Source organism: Stenotrophomonas maltophilia group sp. RY12688, assembly GCF_052149045.1.
In the GTDB taxonomy this organism is placed as follows: domain Bacteria; phylum Pseudomonadota; class Gammaproteobacteria; order Xanthomonadales; family Xanthomonadaceae; genus Stenotrophomonas; species Stenotrophomonas sepilia.
Genome location: NZ_CP197389.1, coordinates 1,418,335 through 1,436,631, shown reverse-complemented (window position 1 = coordinate 1,436,631; position 18,297 = coordinate 1,418,335). Strand labels below are relative to the sequence as shown.

At 67.5% G+C, this 18,297-nt stretch carries 18 protein-coding genes; 13 read left to right on the top strand and 5 right to left on the bottom strand.

The window, feature by feature from the left end; genetic code table 11:
* Nucleotides 1-54: 54 nt before the first annotated feature.
* From ACS0OT_RS06615 to ACS0OT_RS06585, 7 genes are all read left to right on the top strand, one after another.
* The gene (locus tag ACS0OT_RS06615) at nucleotides 55-1,407 is read left to right on the top strand and encodes an aspartate aminotransferase family protein (protein WP_442256093.1); all 1,353 of its coding nucleotides are present in this window, start codon (nucleotides 55-57) and stop codon (nucleotides 1,405-1,407) included.
* A gap of 63 nt (nucleotides 1,408-1,470) precedes the next feature.
* Nucleotides 1,471-2,379: a plasmid replication/partition related protein gene (locus ACS0OT_RS06610; protein WP_436403182.1), complete on the top strand. Its 909-nt coding sequence runs from the start codon at nucleotides 1,471-1,473 to the stop codon at nucleotides 2,377-2,379.
* A 65-nt stretch (nucleotides 2,380-2,444) separates the two neighbouring features.
* Nucleotides 2,445-3,731 carry a DUF445 domain-containing protein gene (locus ACS0OT_RS06605; protein ID WP_065177404.1) on the top strand — a complete coding sequence of 429 codons (1,287 nt, stop codon included), beginning with the start codon at nucleotides 2,445-2,447 and terminating at the stop codon, nucleotides 3,729-3,731.
* 245 nt (nucleotides 3,732-3,976) lie between these two features.
* On the top strand, nucleotides 3,977-4,291 hold the full coding sequence (locus ACS0OT_RS06600) for a DUF3649 domain-containing protein (protein WP_329953675.1): 315 nt from the start codon (nucleotides 3,977-3,979) through the stop codon (nucleotides 4,289-4,291).
* Nucleotides 4,288-5,925 (top strand): PepSY-associated TM helix domain-containing protein, encoded by a 1,638-nt coding sequence (locus ACS0OT_RS06595; protein ID WP_442256092.1) that lies wholly within the window; start codon nucleotides 4,288-4,290, stop codon nucleotides 5,923-5,925. The genes ACS0OT_RS06600 and ACS0OT_RS06595 overlap by 4 nt, the downstream gene beginning before the upstream one ends.
* Complete coding sequence (locus ACS0OT_RS06590) at nucleotides 5,922-6,251, top strand: DUF3325 domain-containing protein (RefSeq protein WP_005415908.1); 330 nt, start codon at nucleotides 5,922-5,924, stop codon at nucleotides 6,249-6,251. The genes ACS0OT_RS06595 and ACS0OT_RS06590 overlap by 4 nt, the downstream gene beginning before the upstream one ends.
* Before the next feature lie 29 nt (nucleotides 6,252-6,280).
* Nucleotides 6,281-6,754, top strand: a complete 474-nt coding sequence (locus ACS0OT_RS06585) for a hypothetical protein (protein ID WP_262220180.1) — start codon at nucleotides 6,281-6,283, stop codon at nucleotides 6,752-6,754.
* Nucleotides 6,755-6,875: 121 nt separating this feature from the next.
* On the opposite strand, the gene rlmKL is transcribed toward ACS0OT_RS06585, so the two are convergent.
* Nucleotides 6,876-9,014 carry a bifunctional 23S rRNA (guanine(2069)-N(7))-methyltransferase RlmK/23S rRNA (guanine(2445)-N(2))-methyltransferase RlmL gene (gene rlmKL, locus ACS0OT_RS06580; protein WP_442256091.1) on the bottom strand — a complete coding sequence of 713 codons (2,139 nt, stop codon included), beginning with the start codon at nucleotides 9,012-9,014 and terminating at the stop codon, nucleotides 6,876-6,878.
* Nucleotides 9,015-9,159: 145 nt separating this feature from the next.
* Nucleotides 9,160-9,687, bottom strand: a complete 528-nt coding sequence (locus ACS0OT_RS06575; RefSeq protein ID WP_065186090.1) for an alpha/beta hydrolase — start codon at nucleotides 9,685-9,687, stop codon at nucleotides 9,160-9,162.
* 72 nt (nucleotides 9,688-9,759) lie between these two features.
* Here ACS0OT_RS06575 and ACS0OT_RS06570 point away from each other — a divergent pair, with 72 nt between their 5' ends.
* The gene (locus tag ACS0OT_RS06570) at nucleotides 9,760-10,326 is read left to right on the top strand and encodes an N-acetylmuramoyl-L-alanine amidase (RefSeq protein ID WP_053498686.1); all 567 of its coding nucleotides are present in this window, start codon (nucleotides 9,760-9,762) and stop codon (nucleotides 10,324-10,326) included.
* A 377-nt stretch (nucleotides 10,327-10,703) separates the two neighbouring features.
* Here the strand turns inward: ACS0OT_RS06570 and ACS0OT_RS06565 are convergent, their stop codons facing one another.
* The 3 genes from ACS0OT_RS06565 to ACS0OT_RS06555 form a co-directional block, all read right to left on the bottom strand.
* On the bottom strand, nucleotides 10,704-11,606 hold the full coding sequence (locus ACS0OT_RS06565; RefSeq protein WP_065186089.1) for a sulfurtransferase: 903 nt from the start codon (nucleotides 11,604-11,606) through the stop codon (nucleotides 10,704-10,706).
* Complete coding sequence (locus tag ACS0OT_RS06560) at nucleotides 11,603-12,406, bottom strand: CoA pyrophosphatase (protein ID WP_111202184.1); 804 nt, start codon at nucleotides 12,404-12,406, stop codon at nucleotides 11,603-11,605. The genes ACS0OT_RS06565 and ACS0OT_RS06560 overlap by 4 nt, the downstream gene beginning before the upstream one ends.
* A 217-nt stretch (nucleotides 12,407-12,623) precedes the next feature.
* Nucleotides 12,624-13,325 carry an FKBP-type peptidyl-prolyl cis-trans isomerase N-terminal domain-containing protein gene (locus ACS0OT_RS06555; protein WP_005408797.1) on the bottom strand — a complete coding sequence of 234 codons (702 nt, stop codon included), beginning with the start codon at nucleotides 13,323-13,325 and terminating at the stop codon, nucleotides 12,624-12,626.
* A 167-nt stretch (nucleotides 13,326-13,492) separates the two neighbouring features.
* Here ACS0OT_RS06555 and ACS0OT_RS06550 point away from each other — a divergent pair, with 167 nt between their 5' ends.
* The 5 genes from ACS0OT_RS06550 to pstS all read left to right on the top strand — a co-directional run bounded on the left by ACS0OT_RS06550 (nucleotide 13,493) and on the right by pstS (nucleotide 17,969).
* The gene (locus ACS0OT_RS06550; RefSeq protein ID WP_111202185.1) at nucleotides 13,493-14,275 is read left to right on the top strand and encodes an enoyl-CoA hydratase-related protein; all 783 of its coding nucleotides are present in this window, start codon (nucleotides 13,493-13,495) and stop codon (nucleotides 14,273-14,275) included.
* Between the two features lie 4 nt (nucleotides 14,276-14,279).
* The gene (locus tag ACS0OT_RS06545; protein ID WP_005415900.1) at nucleotides 14,280-14,633 is read left to right on the top strand and encodes a hypothetical protein; all 354 of its coding nucleotides are present in this window, start codon (nucleotides 14,280-14,282) and stop codon (nucleotides 14,631-14,633) included.
* Nucleotides 14,633-15,322 carry an endonuclease III gene (gene nth, locus ACS0OT_RS06540; protein ID WP_053501078.1) on the top strand — a complete coding sequence of 230 codons (690 nt, stop codon included), beginning with the start codon at nucleotides 14,633-14,635 and terminating at the stop codon, nucleotides 15,320-15,322. The genes ACS0OT_RS06545 and nth overlap by 1 nt, the downstream gene beginning before the upstream one ends.
* Before the next feature lie 196 nt (nucleotides 15,323-15,518).
* Entirely contained in the window at nucleotides 15,519-16,730 is a 1,212-nt protein-coding gene (locus ACS0OT_RS06535) for an OprO/OprP family phosphate-selective porin (RefSeq protein WP_065186086.1), read from the top strand.
* A gap of 222 nt (nucleotides 16,731-16,952) precedes the next feature.
* Entirely contained in the window at nucleotides 16,953-17,969 is a 1,017-nt protein-coding gene (gene pstS, locus ACS0OT_RS06530; protein WP_065177412.1) for a phosphate ABC transporter substrate-binding protein PstS, read from the top strand.
* Nucleotides 17,970-18,297: the final 328 nt, after the last annotated feature.

The window sequence follows — 18,297 nt, the reverse complement described above, 5'->3', positions numbered from 1 at the left end:
TCCGCCGTGACGTGGCTGCGCTACATTCGTCGCATCGGACCCGACGGAGCTGGCATGAAGCGTCCCGGAAGCGACCTGCACGACCTGACCACACAGCGCCCCGAGTCACTGGACGCTTACTGGATGCCATTCACCGCCAACCGCCAGTACAAGGCGGCACCACGCATACTGGTCCGCGCCGAAGGCATGCACTACGAAGACATCGATGGCCGACAGATCCTCGACGGCACCGCCGGCCTGTGGTGCTGCAACGCCGGCCACGCGCGACCGCGCATCGTCGAGGCCATCGCCGGGCAGGCACGCACGCTCGACTACTCACCCGCTTTCCAGATGGGCTCGCCGCCGGCCTTCGCGCTGGCACAGCGGCTGGCCGCACTGGCTCCGGCCCCGCTCAACCATGTGTTCTTCACCAGCTCCGGCTCGGAGGCGGTGGATACCGCGATGAAGATCGTGCTGGCTTACCACCGCCAGCGTGGCGAGGGCCAGCGCACGCGCTTCATCAGCCGCGAGAAGGCCTATCACGGCGTCGGTTTCGGTGGCATGGCGCTGGGCGGTCTGCCCAACAACCGCAGGGCGTTCGGCCTGCAACTGGGGGGCGTGGACTATCTGCGCCACACCCTGGACCTGCAGCGCAACGCGTTCAGCAAGGGCCTGCCGCGCCAGGGCGCGGAGCTGGCCGACGACCTGGAACGGCTGATCGCGCTGCATGACGCCTCGACGATTGCCGCCGTCTTCGTCGAACCCATCGCCGGCTCCGCCGGGGTGATCCTGCCCGCGCCCGGATACCTGCAGCGCCTGCGCGAATTGTGCGACCACCACGGCATCCTGCTGGTGTTCGATGAGGTCATCACCGGTTTCGGCCGGGTCGGCATGCCCTTCGCCGCACAGCGCTTCGGGGTCACCCCGGACCTGCTGACCTTTGCCAAGGCGGTCAGCAACGGCGCGGTGCCGCTGGGCGGCATGCTGGCCAGCGACGCCGTGCATGCCACGCTGATGCAGGCCCCGCCACAGGCCATTGAGCTGTTCCACGGCTATACCTACTCGGGACACCCGCTGGCCTGCGCCGCAGCGCTGGCAACACTGGACGTCTACGCCGAGGAGCGCCTGTTCGAGCGCGCCATCGAACTGGGCGAGTACTGGCAGGAACGGCTGCACGCGCTGCAGGGCCTGCCCAACGTGATCGACATCCGCAACTTCGGCCTGGTCGGCGCGGTCGAGCTGGCGCCGCGCCGCGATGCACCTGGCAGCCGCGGCTACGAGGTGTTCCGGCGCTGCTTCCACGACGGCCGGCTGCTGGTGCGCTGTACCGGTGACATCATCGCGCTGTCGCCGCCGCTGATCGTGGACAAGGCACAGATCGACCAGATCACCGGCACGCTGGGCGAGATGATCGGGGCCACCGCCTGAGCCCGGGCCGGTGGTGGCGAGCGGGTACAATGGGCGGTTCCGCTCCTGCTCGTTGCCGTGCCCATGGATATCGTCGTCAAAGAAGAACTCAAGGCCTACATCGACCCGCTGACCGCGGACGAACATGACGCGCTGGAGCGCAGCATCCTGGCCGAAGGCTGCCGCGATGCGCTGGTGCTGTGGGGTAATGTGCTGGTCGATGGTCACAACCGTTTCGGCATCTGCCAGAAGCATGGCCTGCCCTTCAACACCGTGCAGAACACGCGCTTCCAGAGCATGGAAGACGTTCACCTGTGGATGATCGAGCAGCATCTGGGCCGTCGCAGCGTGTCCGATTTCCAGCGCGGCGTGCTGGCGCTGCGCAAGCGCGACATCCTGGCCGCCCGCAAGCAGGTCGAGCAGGCGCAGCTGCAGCGCGAGAGCGACGGTACCGCCGAGATTGCCGATGAGGCGGGCGAGGACAGCCCGCCGTGGGAGCCGGCACCGAAGCTCAGCCGCGCCGAACTGGCCCGCGAAGCCAAGCTGAGTACCAGCCAGGTCGGCATGATCGAGCGCATCCATGCCCAGGCTGCACCCGAAGTGGTGGAGGCAGTGAAGGCCGGCGTGATCTCGATCAGCGCCGCCGCAGCCGTGGCCGATCTGCCCGAAGAGGAGCAACGCGCCGCCGCCGCCGGCGGCAAGGATGAGCTGAAGCAGGCGGCCAAGCGCGTGCGCGAATCCAAGCGCAAGCCGCGCGCGCCGAAGCCGGACGCGGCCGAGATGGACTTCGAGGAGCCCAGCGAGGACGAGATCGCCAGCCGCGACGCCGAGGTACTGTTGGCACTGGAACAGCTGGGCGAGGATGCCCCGGCCCTGCGCCGCCGCGTGGTCGCGTTGACCCGCGAGAACGACACCCTGCGCGTGCAGCTGGCCGCGCTGCGCAAGCAGGTAGTGCCGGCCGCTGGCCGGCAACCCCATGAAGGTATCGGGTGAACTGAAGATGCCGGCCAGCGGCCGGCACTACCAGATGCTCATGCCGTGCCGGTTAGACTTCCGGCATGACGCCTGCCCACGATCCGCGCCGCGCCCAGCTGCGGCGCCTGAAAGCCCTCGCACTGGGCCTGCTGCTGTTGATGCTGGCCGGATTCGCGGTCAGCCATTGGCACGGCGAACGCGGCATCTGGGCCTGGGTTTCGGCCTTCTGCGAGGCTGCTGCGGTCGGCGCGCTGGCCGACTGGTTCGCAGTCGTTGCGCTGTTCCGGCGGCCAATGGGCCTACCGATTCCGCACACCGCGATCATCCCGCGCAGCAAGGAACGCATCGGCGACAGCCTGGCGCTGTTCGTGCGCGACCAGTTCCTGGAACCGGGTGTGCTGCTGGCCAAGCTGCAGGTGTTCGATCCGGCCAGTCGTCTCGGTAGCTGGCTGGCCGACCCGGCACGCTCGCGGATGCTGGCCGACATGGCCCGCGGCTGGGCGCTGCAGGCACTGGATTTCTTCGACGAAACCGCGGTGCGGCGGCAACTGCATGCCTTCGTGGTGCAGCAGCTGCGGCAGTGGAACGCTGCTGCCACCGCCGGTGAACTGCTGGCCCTGCTGACCGCCGATGGCCGCCACCAGCGCGTGCTGGACGAGGGCCTGCAGCGCCTGGGACGCTGGCTGGAGCAGCCGGAGGTGAAGGAGCGCGCCTCGCAGCTGATCGTGCGCTACATCCAGCGCGAATGGCCGACGCTGTCGAGCACGGTGAACTGGGTCAAGCCAATCGACGAGATCGGCGACAGCCTGGCCGAACGCCTGGCGCGGGCGGTACTGGAAGAACTGCAACAGGTGCTGGCCGAGCCGCAGCATCCGCTGCGCCAGGACTACGAGACCTGGCTGCAGAACTACGTGCAGCGCCTGCGCGAAGACCCGGCGCTGGCTGAGCGCATCGAACAGCTCAAGCAGGACATGATCGACCACCCCGCCCTGCAGGACTACGTGCAGGGGCTGTGGGCGCGTATCCATGCCAGCCTGCGCGCCGACCTGCAACGCGAAGACTCGGCGCTGGTCGGACACCTGCGGCGCAGCCTGGCGTCGCTGGGCAGCAGCCTGCAGGCCGACCCGGCCCTGCGCGAGGCCCTCAACCAGCACCTGCTGGAAGGTGCGCAGCGCCTGACCGGCCGCCTGCGCGAGGGCGTGACCACGCATATCGCGCAGACCGTGAAGGGCTGGGACGAGCGGCACCTGGTCGAGCAACTGGAACTGAGTGTGGGTCGCGACCTGCAGTTCATCCGCTTCAACGGCACCCTGGTGGGCGGGTTGATCGGCCTGCTGCTGCATGCGGCAACCGTGGTGTTCAGGTTCTAGCCCCGGCCAACGCCCACGATCAGCACGCTTGATTCATGAAATGCGAATACATATCATTTACTGATCGGTTGTACGCTTAGCCAAACGGGCACGAAAAACGTGCCCATCGCCCGTGTACTGCCCCGACTTCTGGGCTGCCCGTCTGCGCGGGCAGTGCTTCGTCGATGGGACACGCTGGGCGACATGCGCAGGGCGCAAGGGGGCCGCGGACGCGTTCCATCCCTTCTCCTACCTTCAGGAACGCCGTGGACCGCTCGCCCACACCCGCCAGCCCCCGCACCTTGTTCTCCAGCCCGCGCTGGGGCGTGCTGTCACGTTCGTTGGCCGCGATCTTCGGCGGCTATGCGCTGGCCTCGGTGACCAGCGTGTTCTGCGCGGTGGCGCTGCCCGGCGCGCGCGGCCAGACCGTGCTGACCGGCATGCTGCTGGCGATCCTGGTCGCCGCCTGCGCGGCGTTGTGGGCGTTCGCCACCCGCAGCGCGCTGCGTGCGTGGGTCGGCATTCTCGCTCCCGCCCTGCTGATGGCTGCCATCGCGCGCATGCTGGGGGCCTGGGCATGAAGAACGGATTCCGCCAGTCGATGGCCTGGCTGCACACCTGGACCGGCCTGCTGGTCGGCTGGTTGCTGCTGCTGATTTTCATGGCCGGCACGGCCAGCTACTACCGTGAAGAAATCAGCCGCTGGATGCGCCCGGAGCTGCCGTCCAGCAACGTCAGCATCGACGTGGCCGCGCAGCGCGCGGTGGCCTACCTGCAGGCCAATGCGAGTCACGCCGAGAACTGGTTCGTCACCCTGCCGCAGCCGCGCAACCCGGCCATGCAGCTGTTCTGGCGGCTGCCACCGGAACTGGCCGACCCCAGTCGTGGCCGTCGCGGTGGCTTCGGCGACGCCACGCTCGACCCGAACACCGGCCAGGCACTGAAGGCGCGCGAGACCCGTGGCGGCGACTTCTTCTACCGCCTGCACTTCGACCTGCACTACATCCCGGTGTACTGGGCGCGCTACCTGGTCGGGTTCTGCGCGATGTTCATGCTGGTGGCGATCATCACCGGCGTCATCACCCACAAGAAAATCTTCAAGGACTTCTTCACCTTCCGCAAGGACAAGGGCCTGCGGTCCTGGCTGGATTTCCATAACGTCAGCGCGGTGATGGCCCTGCCGTACCACGCGATGATCACCTACACCGGCATCGTCACTCTGATGATCATGTACCTGCCGTGGGGGGTGAAAGTCGCCTACCCGCAGGACGAGGACAAGTTCTTCAGCGAAGCCTTCGGCGGCATGCCAGAGGTGACCGCGCCGGCGCAGGGCCGCGCCACGCCGCTGCCGATCGCACAGTTGCTGGGCAGCGCGCGTGCGCACTGGCACGGCGTGGAAGTGGCCGGCTTCACCGTGTCCAACCCGGGCGCTGCCAATGCGGTGATCGACATCCGCCAACGTGACGGCAGGCGTTTGTCCACCGACACCCCGGCGCTGCGCTACAACATGGTCAGCGGTGCGCTGCTGGAAGAGACGCCACCGTCCGGCGGTGCCACCGCCACCCGTGGCGTACTGTATGGCCTGCACCTGGCGCGCTTCGCCGACTGGGGCCTGCGCGCACTGTTCTTCCTGTCCGGCCTGGTCGGCTGCCTGATGGTCGCCAGCGGCGTGGTGCTGTGGGCGGTGAAGGAGCGTCCCAGGCATGCCAAGAGCGGGCGTACCGGATTCGGCCTGCGCCTGGTCGATGCGCTGAACATCGGCACCGTGGCCGGCCTGCCGATCGCCTTCGCGGCGTACTTCTGGGGCAACCGCCTGCTGCCGCTGCAGATCGCCGAGCGCTCCAGTGCCGAGGCCAACGTGTTCTTCTACGCCTGGGGCGGCGCGCTGCTGGCCGCCTTCATCTGGCCGAAGCGGATGATGTGGGCGTGGCAGCTCTATCTGGGTGCGGCCGCGTTCGCACTGGTGCCGGTGGTCAATGCAGTGACCACCCATGCCCACCTCGGGGTCACACTGCGCAGCGGCGACTGGGTACTGGCCGGCGTCGATCTTTCGATGATCGCGTTCGGCGCGATGCTGGCGCTGTGCGGCTGGCGCATGCAGCGCTGGACGCCACCGCTGAGTGCGGCCGAGAAGAAGAAACGTGCGGCCGCTGCGGCTGCACCGAAGGCATCGGTGAACACTGCGGAAGCGGCCGAAGCGGAGGCCAGCGCATGATGCTGCTGGCACTGGCGCTGTCGTTCTCTGCGTTCACCGCGCTGTCGCTGTCGATGGAAAAGCACCAGCACGACCTGCATGGCAAGGCCGCGGCCGCACCCGCACGGCGGATGCAGTGGCGGGTGCTGGGCTGGGCGCTGCTGGCGGCGGCGTTCGCACTGTGCGTGGCCGACCACGGCTGGGCGATGGGCCCGGTGCTATGGCTGGGCGCAATGACCCTGGCCGGCGTGACGCTGTCGTTCGGGTTGTACCCGTATCGTCCAACATGGATTGCGCCGCTGGCGATCGCGCTGCCGGTGCTGGGGTTGGTGCTGGAATTGCTGTAGCCGCAGGACGGGGACAGCGGCATCCTCGCATGGCGTGGATCTACAATGCCGGTATGGATAGCATGCTGCAGCGGATGTCTGGAATCGGCTTTTTTTCCCGGTTGGGTGAAACACTGCCCATAGCGGCCGGCGTCGTCGCCGTTCGGTCGCTGGCCGAAGCACTGCGGACCATCGATACCGATGGTTTCGAATGGATGCCCACCACACTGGGCGATTCGGATCCGTTTCACGGCGCCCTGCCCCATCCAGCCGAACTCGCCGACGCCCGACGCGAACTCAACCGCACGTTGATGCGCGCGCTTTCGGCACTGGATCTGCCGGCACTGCGCTGTGGTGCACATGACCTGCAGCTGGTGGCGCGCGATGGGGCGATGTTCGCCTTCCGGCAACGCCTGCTGGAGATGCATCTCGGCCTGCCGGCACACTGGGAGCCTGTGCTTGCGCTGTACGAACAGGGCCATTGGCCCCTGGCCCATGCGCCGGGGCGATTGTTGGTGCTTTAGGCCGATCCACGCATGGCGTGGATCTACGGACCAGACGCGGTAATGCCTGCCGCTGGCCGGCATCCCGCGGACCTTCCACGGTTCTGACGCAGTTGCCGGCCAGCGGCCGGCACTACCGGGCTTACCCCAACCGCTTCAGTTCCCACGCGCGGTGGATGCGCGCGTTGCGCTCGAAATCCGGACCAATCGTGCGTGCGGTGATCTCGCGGCACTGGGCGAACTCGGCGATGGCGTTCTCTTCCAGCTTGAAGCGGCGGAAGTTGTTGGAGAAGTACAGCACGCCACCCGGTGCCAGCCGCGCCACCGCCGCACGCAGCAGCTTCAGTTGTTCGCGCTGCACGTCGAAGTCATCGGCGCGTGCGGAGTTGGAGAAAGTCGGCGGGTCACAGAAGATCACGTCGTACTGGCCACGGTCGCCTTCCAGCCACGCCATCGCGTCGGCCTGGACCAGCAGGTGCTGGTTGCCCCCCTGTCCGTTCAACGCCAGGTTGTCGTAGCACCATTGCAGGTAGGTAGCCGACAGGTCGACGCTGGTCGTGCTGGCGGCACCCGCCACGGCGGCCTGCACGCTGGCCACGCCGGTGTAGCAGAACAGGTTCAGGAAACGCTTGCCACGCACCTGCTCGGCCATCATCCGGCGCAGCGGGCGGTGGTCAAGGAACAGGCCGGTATCGAGGTAGTCGAACAGGTTCACCTGCAGCAGCGCGTTGTTCTCTCGCACCACGATGAACTCGTCGCGCTGCTCGAAGCGGCCGTACTTGCTGCCGCCCTTGCCGCGCTCGCGCGATTTCATCGACACCTGTTCCGGTGGCACGCCGAACACTTCGCGCGCGGCGGCCAGCAGCTCATTGCGGCGGCGGCGCACGTCGTTCTCGGGAATCGCCGCCGGTGCCGCATATTCCTGCACATGCAGGAAGGTACGCCGCCTGCCCCCCTCTTCCTCGTAGACGTCGATGGCCGCCGCGTACTCCGGCAGGTCGGCGTCGTAGGCGCGGAAGCAGGTGATGTCCTCGCGGGCACGCCAGCTCTTGAACTTCTTCAGGTTCTTGCGCAGGCGGTTGGCCACCATCTGCGCGCCTTCGCTCAGCTCGCGGGGCTGTGCCGGATCACGGCCCGGAACAGCGATCGGATCGCAGACGATCAGCGCGCATTCCAGCGCGCCGTTGAACATCTGGTACTTCTTGCTGGCGCGCAGGCCGGTGGCAAAGGCCAGTTCGTCATTGCCACACAGCAGGCTGGCGCGCCACTGCGGCACCGCCTTCTGCAAGGCATTGCCCAGTGCACGATACAACGCTGGATCGGCGGCCAGGCGCTCGTCGTACGGCGGGTTGCAGACCACCGCACCGATCTCCTGTTCCGGCGCGGCCAGGTCGGCGACATCGGCGCGGGTGAAACGGATCGCGTGGGCGACGCCGGCGACCTCGGCATTCTCGCGGGCCGCCCGGATCGCAGCCGGGTCGATGTCGCTGCCGTGGATGACCGGCTTCAGCGCGGCCAGGCCGGCCGCTTCGCGCTCACGTGCTTCGCTCTGGATGGACTTCCAGGCCACCTTGTCGAAGCCCAGCCAACGGCTCGGCGGCAGGCTGCCATGCCGCATCAGGCCTGGGGCAACGTCGGCGGCCATCAGCGCGCCTTCGATCAGCAGCGTGCCGCTGCCACACATCGGGTCCAGCAGCCCACCGCCGGCGGCATGCAGGCGCGGCCATTGCGCGCGCAGCAGCAGCGCGGCGGCCAGGTTTTCCTTCAGCGGCGCCTCGTGGGCGGCACCGCGCCAGCCGCGGCGATGCAGCGGGCCACCGCCGAGGTCGATCGACAGCGAGGCGCGGCCCTTGCGCAGCGAGAGGTTGACGCGCACGTCGGGCAGATCGGTATTGACCGAGGGCCGCTCCAGGCCTTCGTCGCGCATGCGGTCGACGATCGCATCCTTGATCCGCTGCGCGGCAAAGCGTGCATGGGTGATCTTGTCGCCGGACACGTGCGCATCCACCGCCAGGGTCATCTCCGGCGAGATGTGCTCGTGCCACGGCAGTGCACGCACGCCGTCATACAGGGCCTGCTCGTCCGGGCAGTCGAACTCGTCGATCGGCCACAGCACCCGGCTGGCCAGGCGCGACCACATCACGATCCGCAGCGCCTGCGCCAGTTCGCCGTCGGCGTTGACGCCGGCAATGGTGGCGGTGGCCTTGCCAAGGCCCAGGGCCGACAGTTCATCGGCAAGCAGGTATTCCAGGCCCTTGGCGCAGGAGACGAAGAATTTCACGGGATCGGTTCGCAGGTGGTCGGGCGCGGCACAGGGGCCGGGCCGGTCGGAAAGGAGGGCCGTAGGCACGGCCGGCAGGCCCGCGCCGGGGGCGGCGGGGCTGCCATTGTAGTCAATGCGGGCGGGCGCGCCGTGCGCCCTGGCTTCACAGATGCCGCAGCAGGCGCTCGAAGGCCTGCGCGGAGGCCTCCACGTGGCGCTCCAGGCGGTGGCCATCGTCAACCAGCAGCAACTGCGCCGAACGCGCCTGCGCCCAGGCAATCACGCCGGCAGCCGGTACCACATCGTCATGCCAGGCCTGCACCACCGTGGTCGGCACCGCAGCGGCGTCCAGCGCCGGCATCGGGCCCATGGTGGTCGGCGGCACCATCAGGAACAGGCCGGCTACCGGCACCTGCAGCGAGGCGATGGCGGAGATGTAGGCGCCCAGGCTGGAGCCGGCCAGCACCACCGGCCCCTGACGGGCGGCGATGGCGGCGCGTTCAACCAGACGGCGCAGGCGGGTCGGCACGTCGCCCACCCGGCTGACCTCGCTCATCGCGTCCAGGTCGGTGTAGTCGGGGCGCTCGTGGGTCCAGCCCAGGCGTTGCGCCACCTCGGCCAGCGCGGTGACCTTGGTCGCCTCCGGGCCGCTCTCGAAGCCATGGGAGAGGATGCAGTGGCCGCGGCTCATGCGCGTGCTCCGTGGGCGCGGGCCGACGAGGAAAGGGAAGGCAGATTCATGCCGCAATGCTAGCATCGCCGGATGCCCAACCCGCTCCTGCCCGGCCTGCAGCTGCAGCCCCTGCCCTATCACGACCGACTGCCGCTGCGGGATCCCGCCTCGCTGGAAATGGTGGTGATCCACTGCACCGAGCTGCCCGATCTGGCGATGGCCCGCGAGTACGGCGAGCGCGTGCTGTACGACAGCGGCGCCGGCAACAGCGGGCACTTCTACATCGACCGCGATGGCAGCGTGGTGCAGTACGTGGCGCCGGAACGCGTGGCCCATCACGTGCGCGGCATGAACGCGCATACGCTGGGCATCGAGCTGGTCAACCGCGGGCGCTATCCGGACTGGTTCGACAGCCGCCACCAGGCGATGGACGAGCCCTACACCGAGGCACAGCTGCAGGCGCTGGAAGGCCTGCTGCAAGCGCTGGTGGCGCACTATCCGTCGCTGCGGCGGATTGCCGGGCATGACCAGCTGGACCTGGAGCAGGTGCCGGCCAGCGACGATGCGGCGCTGACGGTGGCGCGCAAGCGCGATCCGGGGCCGCTGTTCCCGTGGGCGCGAATCCTGGCCAAGGTGCCACTGCAGCCGGTTGGGTAAGCGGCAGGGCTGCGCCCTGCACCCGCAGAGGCAACGTCAACGTCAAGAGCTGGCATTCCGGGGGATGGCGGGGTGGATCCGATTGCGGGGGACGCCGTAAAGCCCCAGGCCGGCCCAGCCGCTGGCGGCTGTGCGTTCGGGCGCTTGCGAAGCAGTGCTTCGCAAGCAAAGCGCCCTCACCCATGGCGGCTTGGCCGCGGCATCCATGCCGCGGACACCCCCGCAACCGGACCCACCCCGCCTTCGACAGTTCTCCGCGATCCTTCGAATCGACACGGGGTCGGATCCCGTTGCTGCGCAACGGGCTCTGACCCCGATTTTCGGTTGATGGGGTCAGAGCCGCTTTCCGTTGGAAAACGGATCCGACCCCGCGCGGCTCAGGCGCCGGTCGCCACCGGGCGGCTGCTGTCGCTCACCCAGCCGCTCCAGGAATCGGCGTAGATGCGCGCGCCGCTCAGGCCCGCGCTTTCCATCGCCAGCAGCAGATGGCAGGCGGTCACGCCGGAACCGCACATCAGCACCACCTGCTGCGGATCGCGGTTGCCGATCACGCCCTGCAGTTCGGCGCGCAGCTCCTGTGCGTCGCGCAGGCGGCCGTCGAGTACGTTCAATGCGAACGGGCGGTTGACCGCGCCCGGCACATGCCCGGCCACCGGGTCCAGCGGCTCCACTTCACCACGGAAACGCTCACCCGCCCGCGCGTCGACCAGCCAGCCCGGCGCATGCTTCAGCCGCGCGGTGATTTCATCGGCGTTGGCGATCTGGATGGTGTCGAAGCGGCCCGGGTAGGCAGGCAGCGCTGTCACTTCAGCCTGGCCGCTTTCCAACGTGTGACCGGCGGCCTGCCAGGCGGCGATGCCGCCGTCGAGTACGGCCACCCTGCTGTGACCGATCAGGCGCAGCAGCCACCACAGGCGCGAGGCGGCCATGCTGCCGTCGCTGCCATCGTAGACCACCACCTGGGTGTCGGGGCCGATGCCCCACTGCCCCAGCTTCGCAGCAAAGGCATCGCTGTCCGGCAGTGGATGGCGACCATGGCCGACGCGCGACAGATCAGACAGGTCACGATTCAGATCGGCATACACCGCACCCGGGATATGACCTGCCAGATACTGGCTGCTTCCCGCCTGCGGGTCGGCCAGCGAGGAGCGCGCATCGACCACCCGCACCGCAGTGCTGGCAGTGGCGCGTGCGTCGACCACGCGGATGCCTTCGCCCAACGCGGCAGCCAGGGTGGCGACATCGACCAGGGTGGTCCACGGCGGATCGATCAGCTTCATTGCACTTGCTCCAGGCGGCGACGCAGGTTGTAGAGAATGGCGGCGGTCGCCCCCCAGATGCGCTGGCCCGGCCAGCCATACTCAAGCACGTGGCGTACCCGGCCGCGATGGTTGATTTCGACCTGGCGCAGGCTGTCAGGCGCCATCAGGTAATCCAGTGGCACCTCGAATACCTCGGCTACTTCACTGGGCTGCGGCACAGGCACGAACTCCGGATCGACCACCGCCACCACCGGCGTGACGCGGTAGCCGGTGATGGTGACGAAGGGATCGAGATACCCCAGCGCCTGCACCTGGCCGGGCGCCAATGCGATTTCTTCCTGGCTCTCGCGCAGCGCGGCCGCCAGCGCGTCGCGGTCATCGGGTTCGGTGCGGCCACCGGGGAATCCGACCTGGCCACCATGGGTGCGCAGTGTTTCGGTGCGACGGGTGAGGATCACCTGTGCGCCGTTGGCGCGCGGCACGATGCCGGCCAGCACCGCAGCCTCCACTGGAGGCCCGGGCGGCAGCAGGTCGACCAGCTCACTGCGGTTCCAGCCGTCGCCCGCAGGTGGTTGGGCCAAGGGGTGCAGCGCGCGCATCAGTCGTTCGTGGTCGGTCAGCGAACCGCGCAGGGACTGCTGCAGTTGTTGCCGCAGGGGCTGCACGCGATGCAGGATGCGGCTGCGTTCCTCGTTGCTCATCGACGACCACCGCGCGATCTCATCGATATGCCGCCCGCAGCCGGCGCATCGCCGGTGCGGATCCAGCGTGCACACTCCGATGCAGGGACTTGCGACAACACGCGCCGTTTCTTCCATTGTTTGCACCCGCCAACAGTAGCGCGATCGGGCTGAATTTGCGCGGGTGGCCCAGCCGGACGGTAGAGTCGACTGTCAGTCGACTCGCGCGCGCAGCGCGGGCGTTTCCCCGATGTGACCCAAAAACAGTCGACTGACAGTCGACTCTACCGTCAGGGACTGCGCAAACAAAAACGCGCCGGTGGAATCACCGGCGCGTTTCGTTTGCTGCTTCGATTTACTTGACGCTGACCAGCTTGATCTCGAACTGCACAGCCACGTTCGGCGGGAACGGGGTGCGCGGATCGGCACCGTAGGCCTGGTCCGGCGGCAGGGTGACTTCCCACTTCGAGCCTGCCGGCATCTGCAGCAGGGTCTCGCGCATGGCCTTCATTTCGACTTCGCTGACCTTGATCGACGGGATCTGCTGGGCCGGGCGGGCTTCGGTCGGGCGCTGGCCGTACGGGAACGGACCGGCCACTTCCAGCTGCACAGTGCTGGCCTGGGTCGGCTTGGCACCCTTGCCGGCCTCGATCACGCGGTACTGGACGCCGCTCGGCAGGGACTGCACACCGGCCTTGGCCTTGTTCGCCGCGATGAACTGGTCGCTCTTGGTCTTGTTTTCGGCAGCCGCCTTTTCGTACTCGGCCTTGGCGGCCTGGGCACGGCCCTGCTCGCGCTTCTGGAACGCTTCAACGGCCGGCTTCAGCTGCTCGGCGGTGATCGCCGGCTGCTTCTTGGCGTAGGCATCCTGCAGGCCCTTCACCACCGAGTTGATGTCCAGCTGCTCACCACGACCGGTCAGCTCCGCCAGGTTGTTGCCGTAGTCGTAACCGAAGTAGTAGCTCAGCTTGCCCTTTTCGGACGAGACGTCCTGGGCGAAGGCATTGCCCGTCAGGGCCAGGGCCGCGACGGCGACCGCGATAGAACGCAACTTCATCAAACAGTTCTCCAGGGGTGGTAACTCAGGGACGTTCTGCGCCGCCCTGAGGCGACGGGTTAGGATAACGGGCGCAACGTGTAACCGCTACTCACGATGCAGGCTATGACCCGTCTGCGTTTCCAGAGTTCAATATCACTTTTTTTTAACGTTCCAGGAGTTTCCCCGTGGCCGATGCCCTGATCGCTGTCGCTGACGACGGCGCCATCCGCACCGTGACCGTCCAGCGCCCGGACAAGCTCAATGCCCTCAACGCCGCGACCCTGCAGGCCCTGGCCGATGCCTTCAGCGACGCCGCCGCCGATCCGGAGGTGCGCGTCATGATATTGACCGGGGCGGGCCCCAAGGCGTTCGTGGCCGGTGCCGACATCGCGGAAATGAACACTCTCAGCGCCGTTCAGGGACGTGATTTCTCGCTGCTGGGCCAGGCCCTGATGCGCCAGATCGAACGCATGCCCAAACCGGTCATCGCACGCGTGAATGGTTTCGCACTGGGCGGTGGCCTGGAACTGGCGATGGCCTGCCACCTGCGCATCGCCGCAGATACCGCCAAGCTCGGCCAACCGGAAATCAACCTCGGCCTGATCCCCGGCTTCGGCGGCAGCCAGCGCCTGCTGCGCCTGTGCGGCCGCGCCGCCACCCTGGAGCTGTGCCTGCTGGGGGCGCCGATCAACGCCGCGCGTGCGCTGGAACTGGGCATCGTCAACGAAGTCGTGCCGGCCGACGCGCTGGACAACCGGGTGCAGGACGTCGCCCGCCAGCTGGCACGCTCGGCCCCGCTGGCCCTGCGTGGCCTGCTCGACGCGGTGCACGTGGGCGGCGAATGCAGCCTGGAGGCCGGGCTGGAATACGAAAGTGCGCAGTTCGGCCTGCTGTTCGCCACCGAGGACATGCGCGAAGGCACCAGCGCCTTCCTGCAACGCCGCGCGCCGGCCTTCCAGAACCGCTGACGCCATGGCATCCCGACCCAACCCCGCGCAGTTGTTCGCCCGGGTCCAGGCAGACGATCTCGATGGTGCCCTGCAGGCCGGGCTGATGGACTACATCGTCCGTGCCGGCGACGACCGGTTGCTGCCTGACCACCCCGACCTTCCGCAACGCCTGTGCCAGGCCCAGCAGCAACTGCGCGCGGCCTGGGCTGCACGCGAACGCTACCGTGCCCGTGCGGTGCGCCTGGCCCGCCGCGAGGCCGAGCGCGATGCACGTCGCACCCCGGCACCAGCCCCGGACGTGAAGCCCGCCCTGCCCGCTGCGGCAGCCGCGATTCTGGCCCGGGCCAAGGCCCGCGCCAGTGGCAAGGAACAGTAATGGCCACCACGAAAAAGACCGCACGCGCCCCGGCGCGGCGTGGCGGCACGATGCCACGCGCCGACGTGGTGGAGATGTTCACCCGCCTGCGCGAACTCAACCCGCACCCGAAGACCGAACTGGAGTACAGCTCGCCGTTCGAGCTGCTGGTGGCGGTGGCGTTGTCGGCGCAGGCCACCGACGTCGGCGTCAACAAGGCCACGCGCCGCCTGTTCCCGGTCGCCAACACGCCGGCGAAGATCCTTGCGCTCGGCGAGGATGGCTTGAAGCAGTACATCGCCACCATCGGGCTGTTCAACGCCAAGGCAAAGAACGTGATCGCCACCTGCGCGATCCTGCTGGAGAAGCATGGCGGTGAAGTGCCGCGCGATCGCGAAGCGCTGGAAGCGCTGCCGGGTGTCGGGCGCAAGACCGCCAACGTGGTGCTCAACACCGCGTTCGGCGAACCGGTGATGGCGGTGGACACGCATATCTTCCGCGTCGCCAACCGCACAGGACTGGCGCCGGGCAGGAACGTGCGCGAAGTGGAAGACAAGCTGGTGAAGGTGATCCCGGCCGAGTTCCTGCTCGACGCGCATCACTGGCTGATCCTGCACGGACGTTATGTGTGCAAAGCGCGCAAGCCGGATTGCCCGGGCTGCGTGATCGCCGACCTGTGCCGGTTCAAGGAAAAGACCACGGCCGAGTGACGGCAGCATCCACGCAGGGCGTGGCTCTACTGCAACCGGGTCGCAATCCGGGCGTCATACGCAAGCGGTTTCAATGGCAGGCCCTGCCGTGACGGGGCCTGCGGCGGATGTCTGCCGCGCGTGAACTGTCACATTTACGCAATCTTTACCTTCTAGCCTGCGCGCATCTTCCCACCTGCCTGCAAGGCTCCTCTCCATGAAACTGCATCACCAACTCCTGACGGTGGCCGTGGCTGCTGCGCTGTATGTGCCGGCTGCACACGCCGAAGTCGCCATCGACGTGATCGGCGGTTCGGAAATCACCTTCGAAGGCCTGGTCCAGGCCGACGGCAACTGGTTCCACAACGATGTGGTCGACCTCAACGGTGGCGACGCCGGCAACGGCAAGAACAGCGAATTCGAACTGCGTCGCGCCGAGCTGGTGCTGAAGGGCAAGGGCCCGGGCAACGTGGAGTGGGTGGTCGGCTATGACGCCAAGGCCGACAAGTTCCTCGACACCAACGTGAAGTACAAGCTGCTGGGCAACGCCAACCACTTCCTGCAGCTGGGCCAGTTCAAGCAGCCCAACAGCCTGGAAGAACTGTCCAGCACCAAGAACAACGATTTCATTTCCAAGGCAGCGGTCACCAATACCTATGCCATCGCCCGCCGCCTGGGCGGCGCGTACAGCTACGGCCAGGACAACTGGTCGGTGACCGCCAGCGCCTTCGGCCGCGAGCTGACCCGCAACCTGGCCCACGGTAGCGGCTACGGCGCGCGTGGCACCTGGGCCCCGATCAATGAAAAGGGCCAGGTCCTGCACTTCGGTCTGAGCTACGTCAACTACGACGCCGACGCCGACACCCTGCGCGTGCGTGCGCGTCCGAATGCCGACCTCGCCACTGCCCGCCTGGTTGACAGCGGCAACCTGACCGACACCGACCGCGTCAGCACCATCGGTGCCGAAGCGATGTACTTCCAGGGTCCCTTCAAGGCCCAGGCCGAGTACTACACCAGCAAGGCCAAGCGCTACGACCACGACAACTACTCCAGCGACGGCTACTACATCAGCGGCGTGTGGAACGTCACCGGCGAGACCTGGAGCTACAAGGGCGGCACTCCGGGCACCGGCCTGCCGAACAACCCGGCCGGCGGCCAGTGGCAGCTGGGCGTGCGCTACGACCACATGGACCTCAATGACGGCAACCTCGCCGCCAATCCGGTCGCCGGTCGCCCGCCGATCGTCGATGGCGTGCTGGGCGGCAAGATGGACATCTGGACCGTGGGCGCCAACTGGTACCTGCGTTCCAACTTCAAGCTGATGCTCAACTACGTGATGGTCGACAGCAAGAAGTACAGCTCCACGGCGCGCGGTTTCGTCAACGACGATCCCAACATCCTGGAAGCCCGCGCGCAGTTCTTCTGGTAAGCCCAGCCACCTGCGTTGAACCGCGAAGGCACGGCCCCGGCCGTGCCTTCGTCGTTGCAGCGATACCCGTGCCGTCCTGCCGGCACAGCGGACGCGACATCCCTCATGACGCGTGTCACGCCCGCGTCATATGACAGACGCGGACGTGTCACGCAACCGTTATGGAATGTGCACCGAAACGTCGGGCAACCGCCCTTCGACCACCACCCCAGGAGTCTCCCCGTGATCCACGCCTTCAAATCGCGCGCCGCTGTCGCCATCCTGGCTGCATCGTCCGTGTTCGCCGCCAACGCCGCCGACATCACCGGCGCGGGCGCATCGTTCATCTACCCGGTCATGTCCAAGTGGTCGGCCGACTACAGCGCCGCAACCGGCAACAAGGTCAACTACCAGTCCATCGGTTCCGGCGGCGGCATTGCCCAGATCAAGGCCAAGACCGTTGATTTCGGCTCTTCCGATGCGCCGCTGAAGCCGGAAGACCTGGCTGCTGCAGGCCTGGCGCAGTTCCCGTCGGTGATCGGTGGCGTGGTGCCGGTGGTCAACGTGGCCGGCATCGCCCCGGGCGCCCTGAAGCTGGACGGCGCCGTGCTGGCCAACATCTTCCTGGGCAAGATCAAGACCTGGAACGACCCGGCCATCGCCGCATTGAACCCGGGCGTAGCCCTGCCGAACGCCAAGGTCACCGTCGTGCATCGTTCGGACGGCTCGGGTACCACCTTCAACTTCGTCAACTACCTGTCCAAGGTCAGCCCGGAGTGGAAGAGCTCGGTCGGTGAAGGCACCTCGGTGCAGTGGCCGGCCGGCATCGGCGGCAAGGGCAACGAAGGTGTTGCCGCCTACGTGAAGCAGATCAAGGGCGGCATCGGCTATGTCGAACTGTCCTACGCGCTGCAGAACAAGCTCTCCTACACCGCGATGAAGAATGCCGCCGGCAAGTTCGTGCAGCCGAGCGACACCTCGTTCGCTGCCGCCGCTGCCAGCGCCGACTGGGCCAACGCCCGCGACTTCTACCTGGTGATGACCAATGCGCCGGGCGCCGAGTCCTGGCCGATCACCGCCACCAACTTCATCCTGGTGCAGAAGACGCCGAAGAATGCTGCCAATGGCAAGGCGACCCAGGAGTTCTTCCGCTGGGTCTACAAGAACGGCGACGCCCAGGCCCGCCAGCTGGACTACGTGCCGCTGCCGGACAGCCTGGTGCGCCAGATCGAGACCTACTGGTCGCAGAACCTGAAGTAAGCGCGTTCCCCCGCAGGAACGGGGGCGGCGGGTCCTCTCTCCCCCGCCGCTCCCACCCGGGCGCGAGATCCTCGAGATCTCGCGCTCTTCTTGTTTTCGGGGATGCACCTGCCTCTGTAGAGCCGAGCCGACGCTCGGCTGCGCTCTGGAGCATGCGGACCAACGGTCCGCACCTACCGTGGGCAGGGAGCTGTCGCGCATTGACGCTGCAAGGACCAACCCGCCGTCATATCAGTGCGCAGATCCGGGGTTTCCGGGCCCCGGCCGGATCGGCGCCAACCCTGTGAAACCCTTGTCAGAACGTGATCCAGGACACCTCTGTCATGGT

What these genes read in the sequence shown, in the direction of transcription:
- ACS0OT_RS06615 (WP_442256093.1), top strand. Translation starts at nt 55, where the DNA reads ATGAAGCGTCCCGGAAGCGACCTGCACGACCTGACCACACAGCGCCCC.
- ACS0OT_RS06610 (WP_436403182.1), top strand. Translation starts at nt 1,471, where the DNA reads ATGGATATCGTCGTCAAAGAAGAACTCAAGGCCTACATCGACCCGCTG.
- ACS0OT_RS06605 (WP_065177404.1), top strand. Translation starts at nt 2,445, where the DNA reads ATGACGCCTGCCCACGATCCGCGCCGCGCCCAGCTGCGGCGCCTGAAA.
- ACS0OT_RS06595 (WP_442256092.1), top strand. Translation starts at nt 4,288, where the DNA reads ATGAAGAACGGATTCCGCCAGTCGATGGCCTGGCTGCACACCTGGACC.
- ACS0OT_RS06590 (WP_005415908.1), top strand. Translation starts at nt 5,922, where the DNA reads ATGATGCTGCTGGCACTGGCGCTGTCGTTCTCTGCGTTCACCGCGCTG.
- ACS0OT_RS06585 (WP_262220180.1), top strand. Translation starts at nt 6,281, where the DNA reads ATGGCGTGGATCTACAATGCCGGTATGGATAGCATGCTGCAGCGGATG.
- ACS0OT_RS06575 (WP_065186090.1), bottom strand. Translation starts at nt 9,687, where the DNA reads ATGAGCCGCGGCCACTGCATCCTCTCCCATGGCTTCGAGAGCGGCCCG.
- ACS0OT_RS06570 (WP_053498686.1), top strand. Translation starts at nt 9,760, where the DNA reads ATGCCCAACCCGCTCCTGCCCGGCCTGCAGCTGCAGCCCCTGCCCTAT.
- ACS0OT_RS06565 (WP_065186089.1), bottom strand. Translation starts at nt 11,606, where the DNA reads ATGAAGCTGATCGATCCGCCGTGGACCACCCTGGTCGATGTCGCCACC.
- ACS0OT_RS06560 (WP_111202184.1), bottom strand. Translation starts at nt 12,406, where the DNA reads ATGGAAGAAACGGCGCGTGTTGTCGCAAGTCCCTGCATCGGAGTGTGC.
- ACS0OT_RS06555 (WP_005408797.1), bottom strand. Translation starts at nt 13,325, where the DNA reads ATGAAGTTGCGTTCTATCGCGGTCGCCGTCGCGGCCCTGGCCCTGACG.
- ACS0OT_RS06545 (WP_005415900.1), top strand. Translation starts at nt 14,280, where the DNA reads ATGGCATCCCGACCCAACCCCGCGCAGTTGTTCGCCCGGGTCCAGGCA.
- nth (WP_053501078.1), top strand. Translation starts at nt 14,633, where the DNA reads ATGGCCACCACGAAAAAGACCGCACGCGCCCCGGCGCGGCGTGGCGGC.
- ACS0OT_RS06535 (WP_065186086.1), top strand. Translation starts at nt 15,519, where the DNA reads ATGAAACTGCATCACCAACTCCTGACGGTGGCCGTGGCTGCTGCGCTG.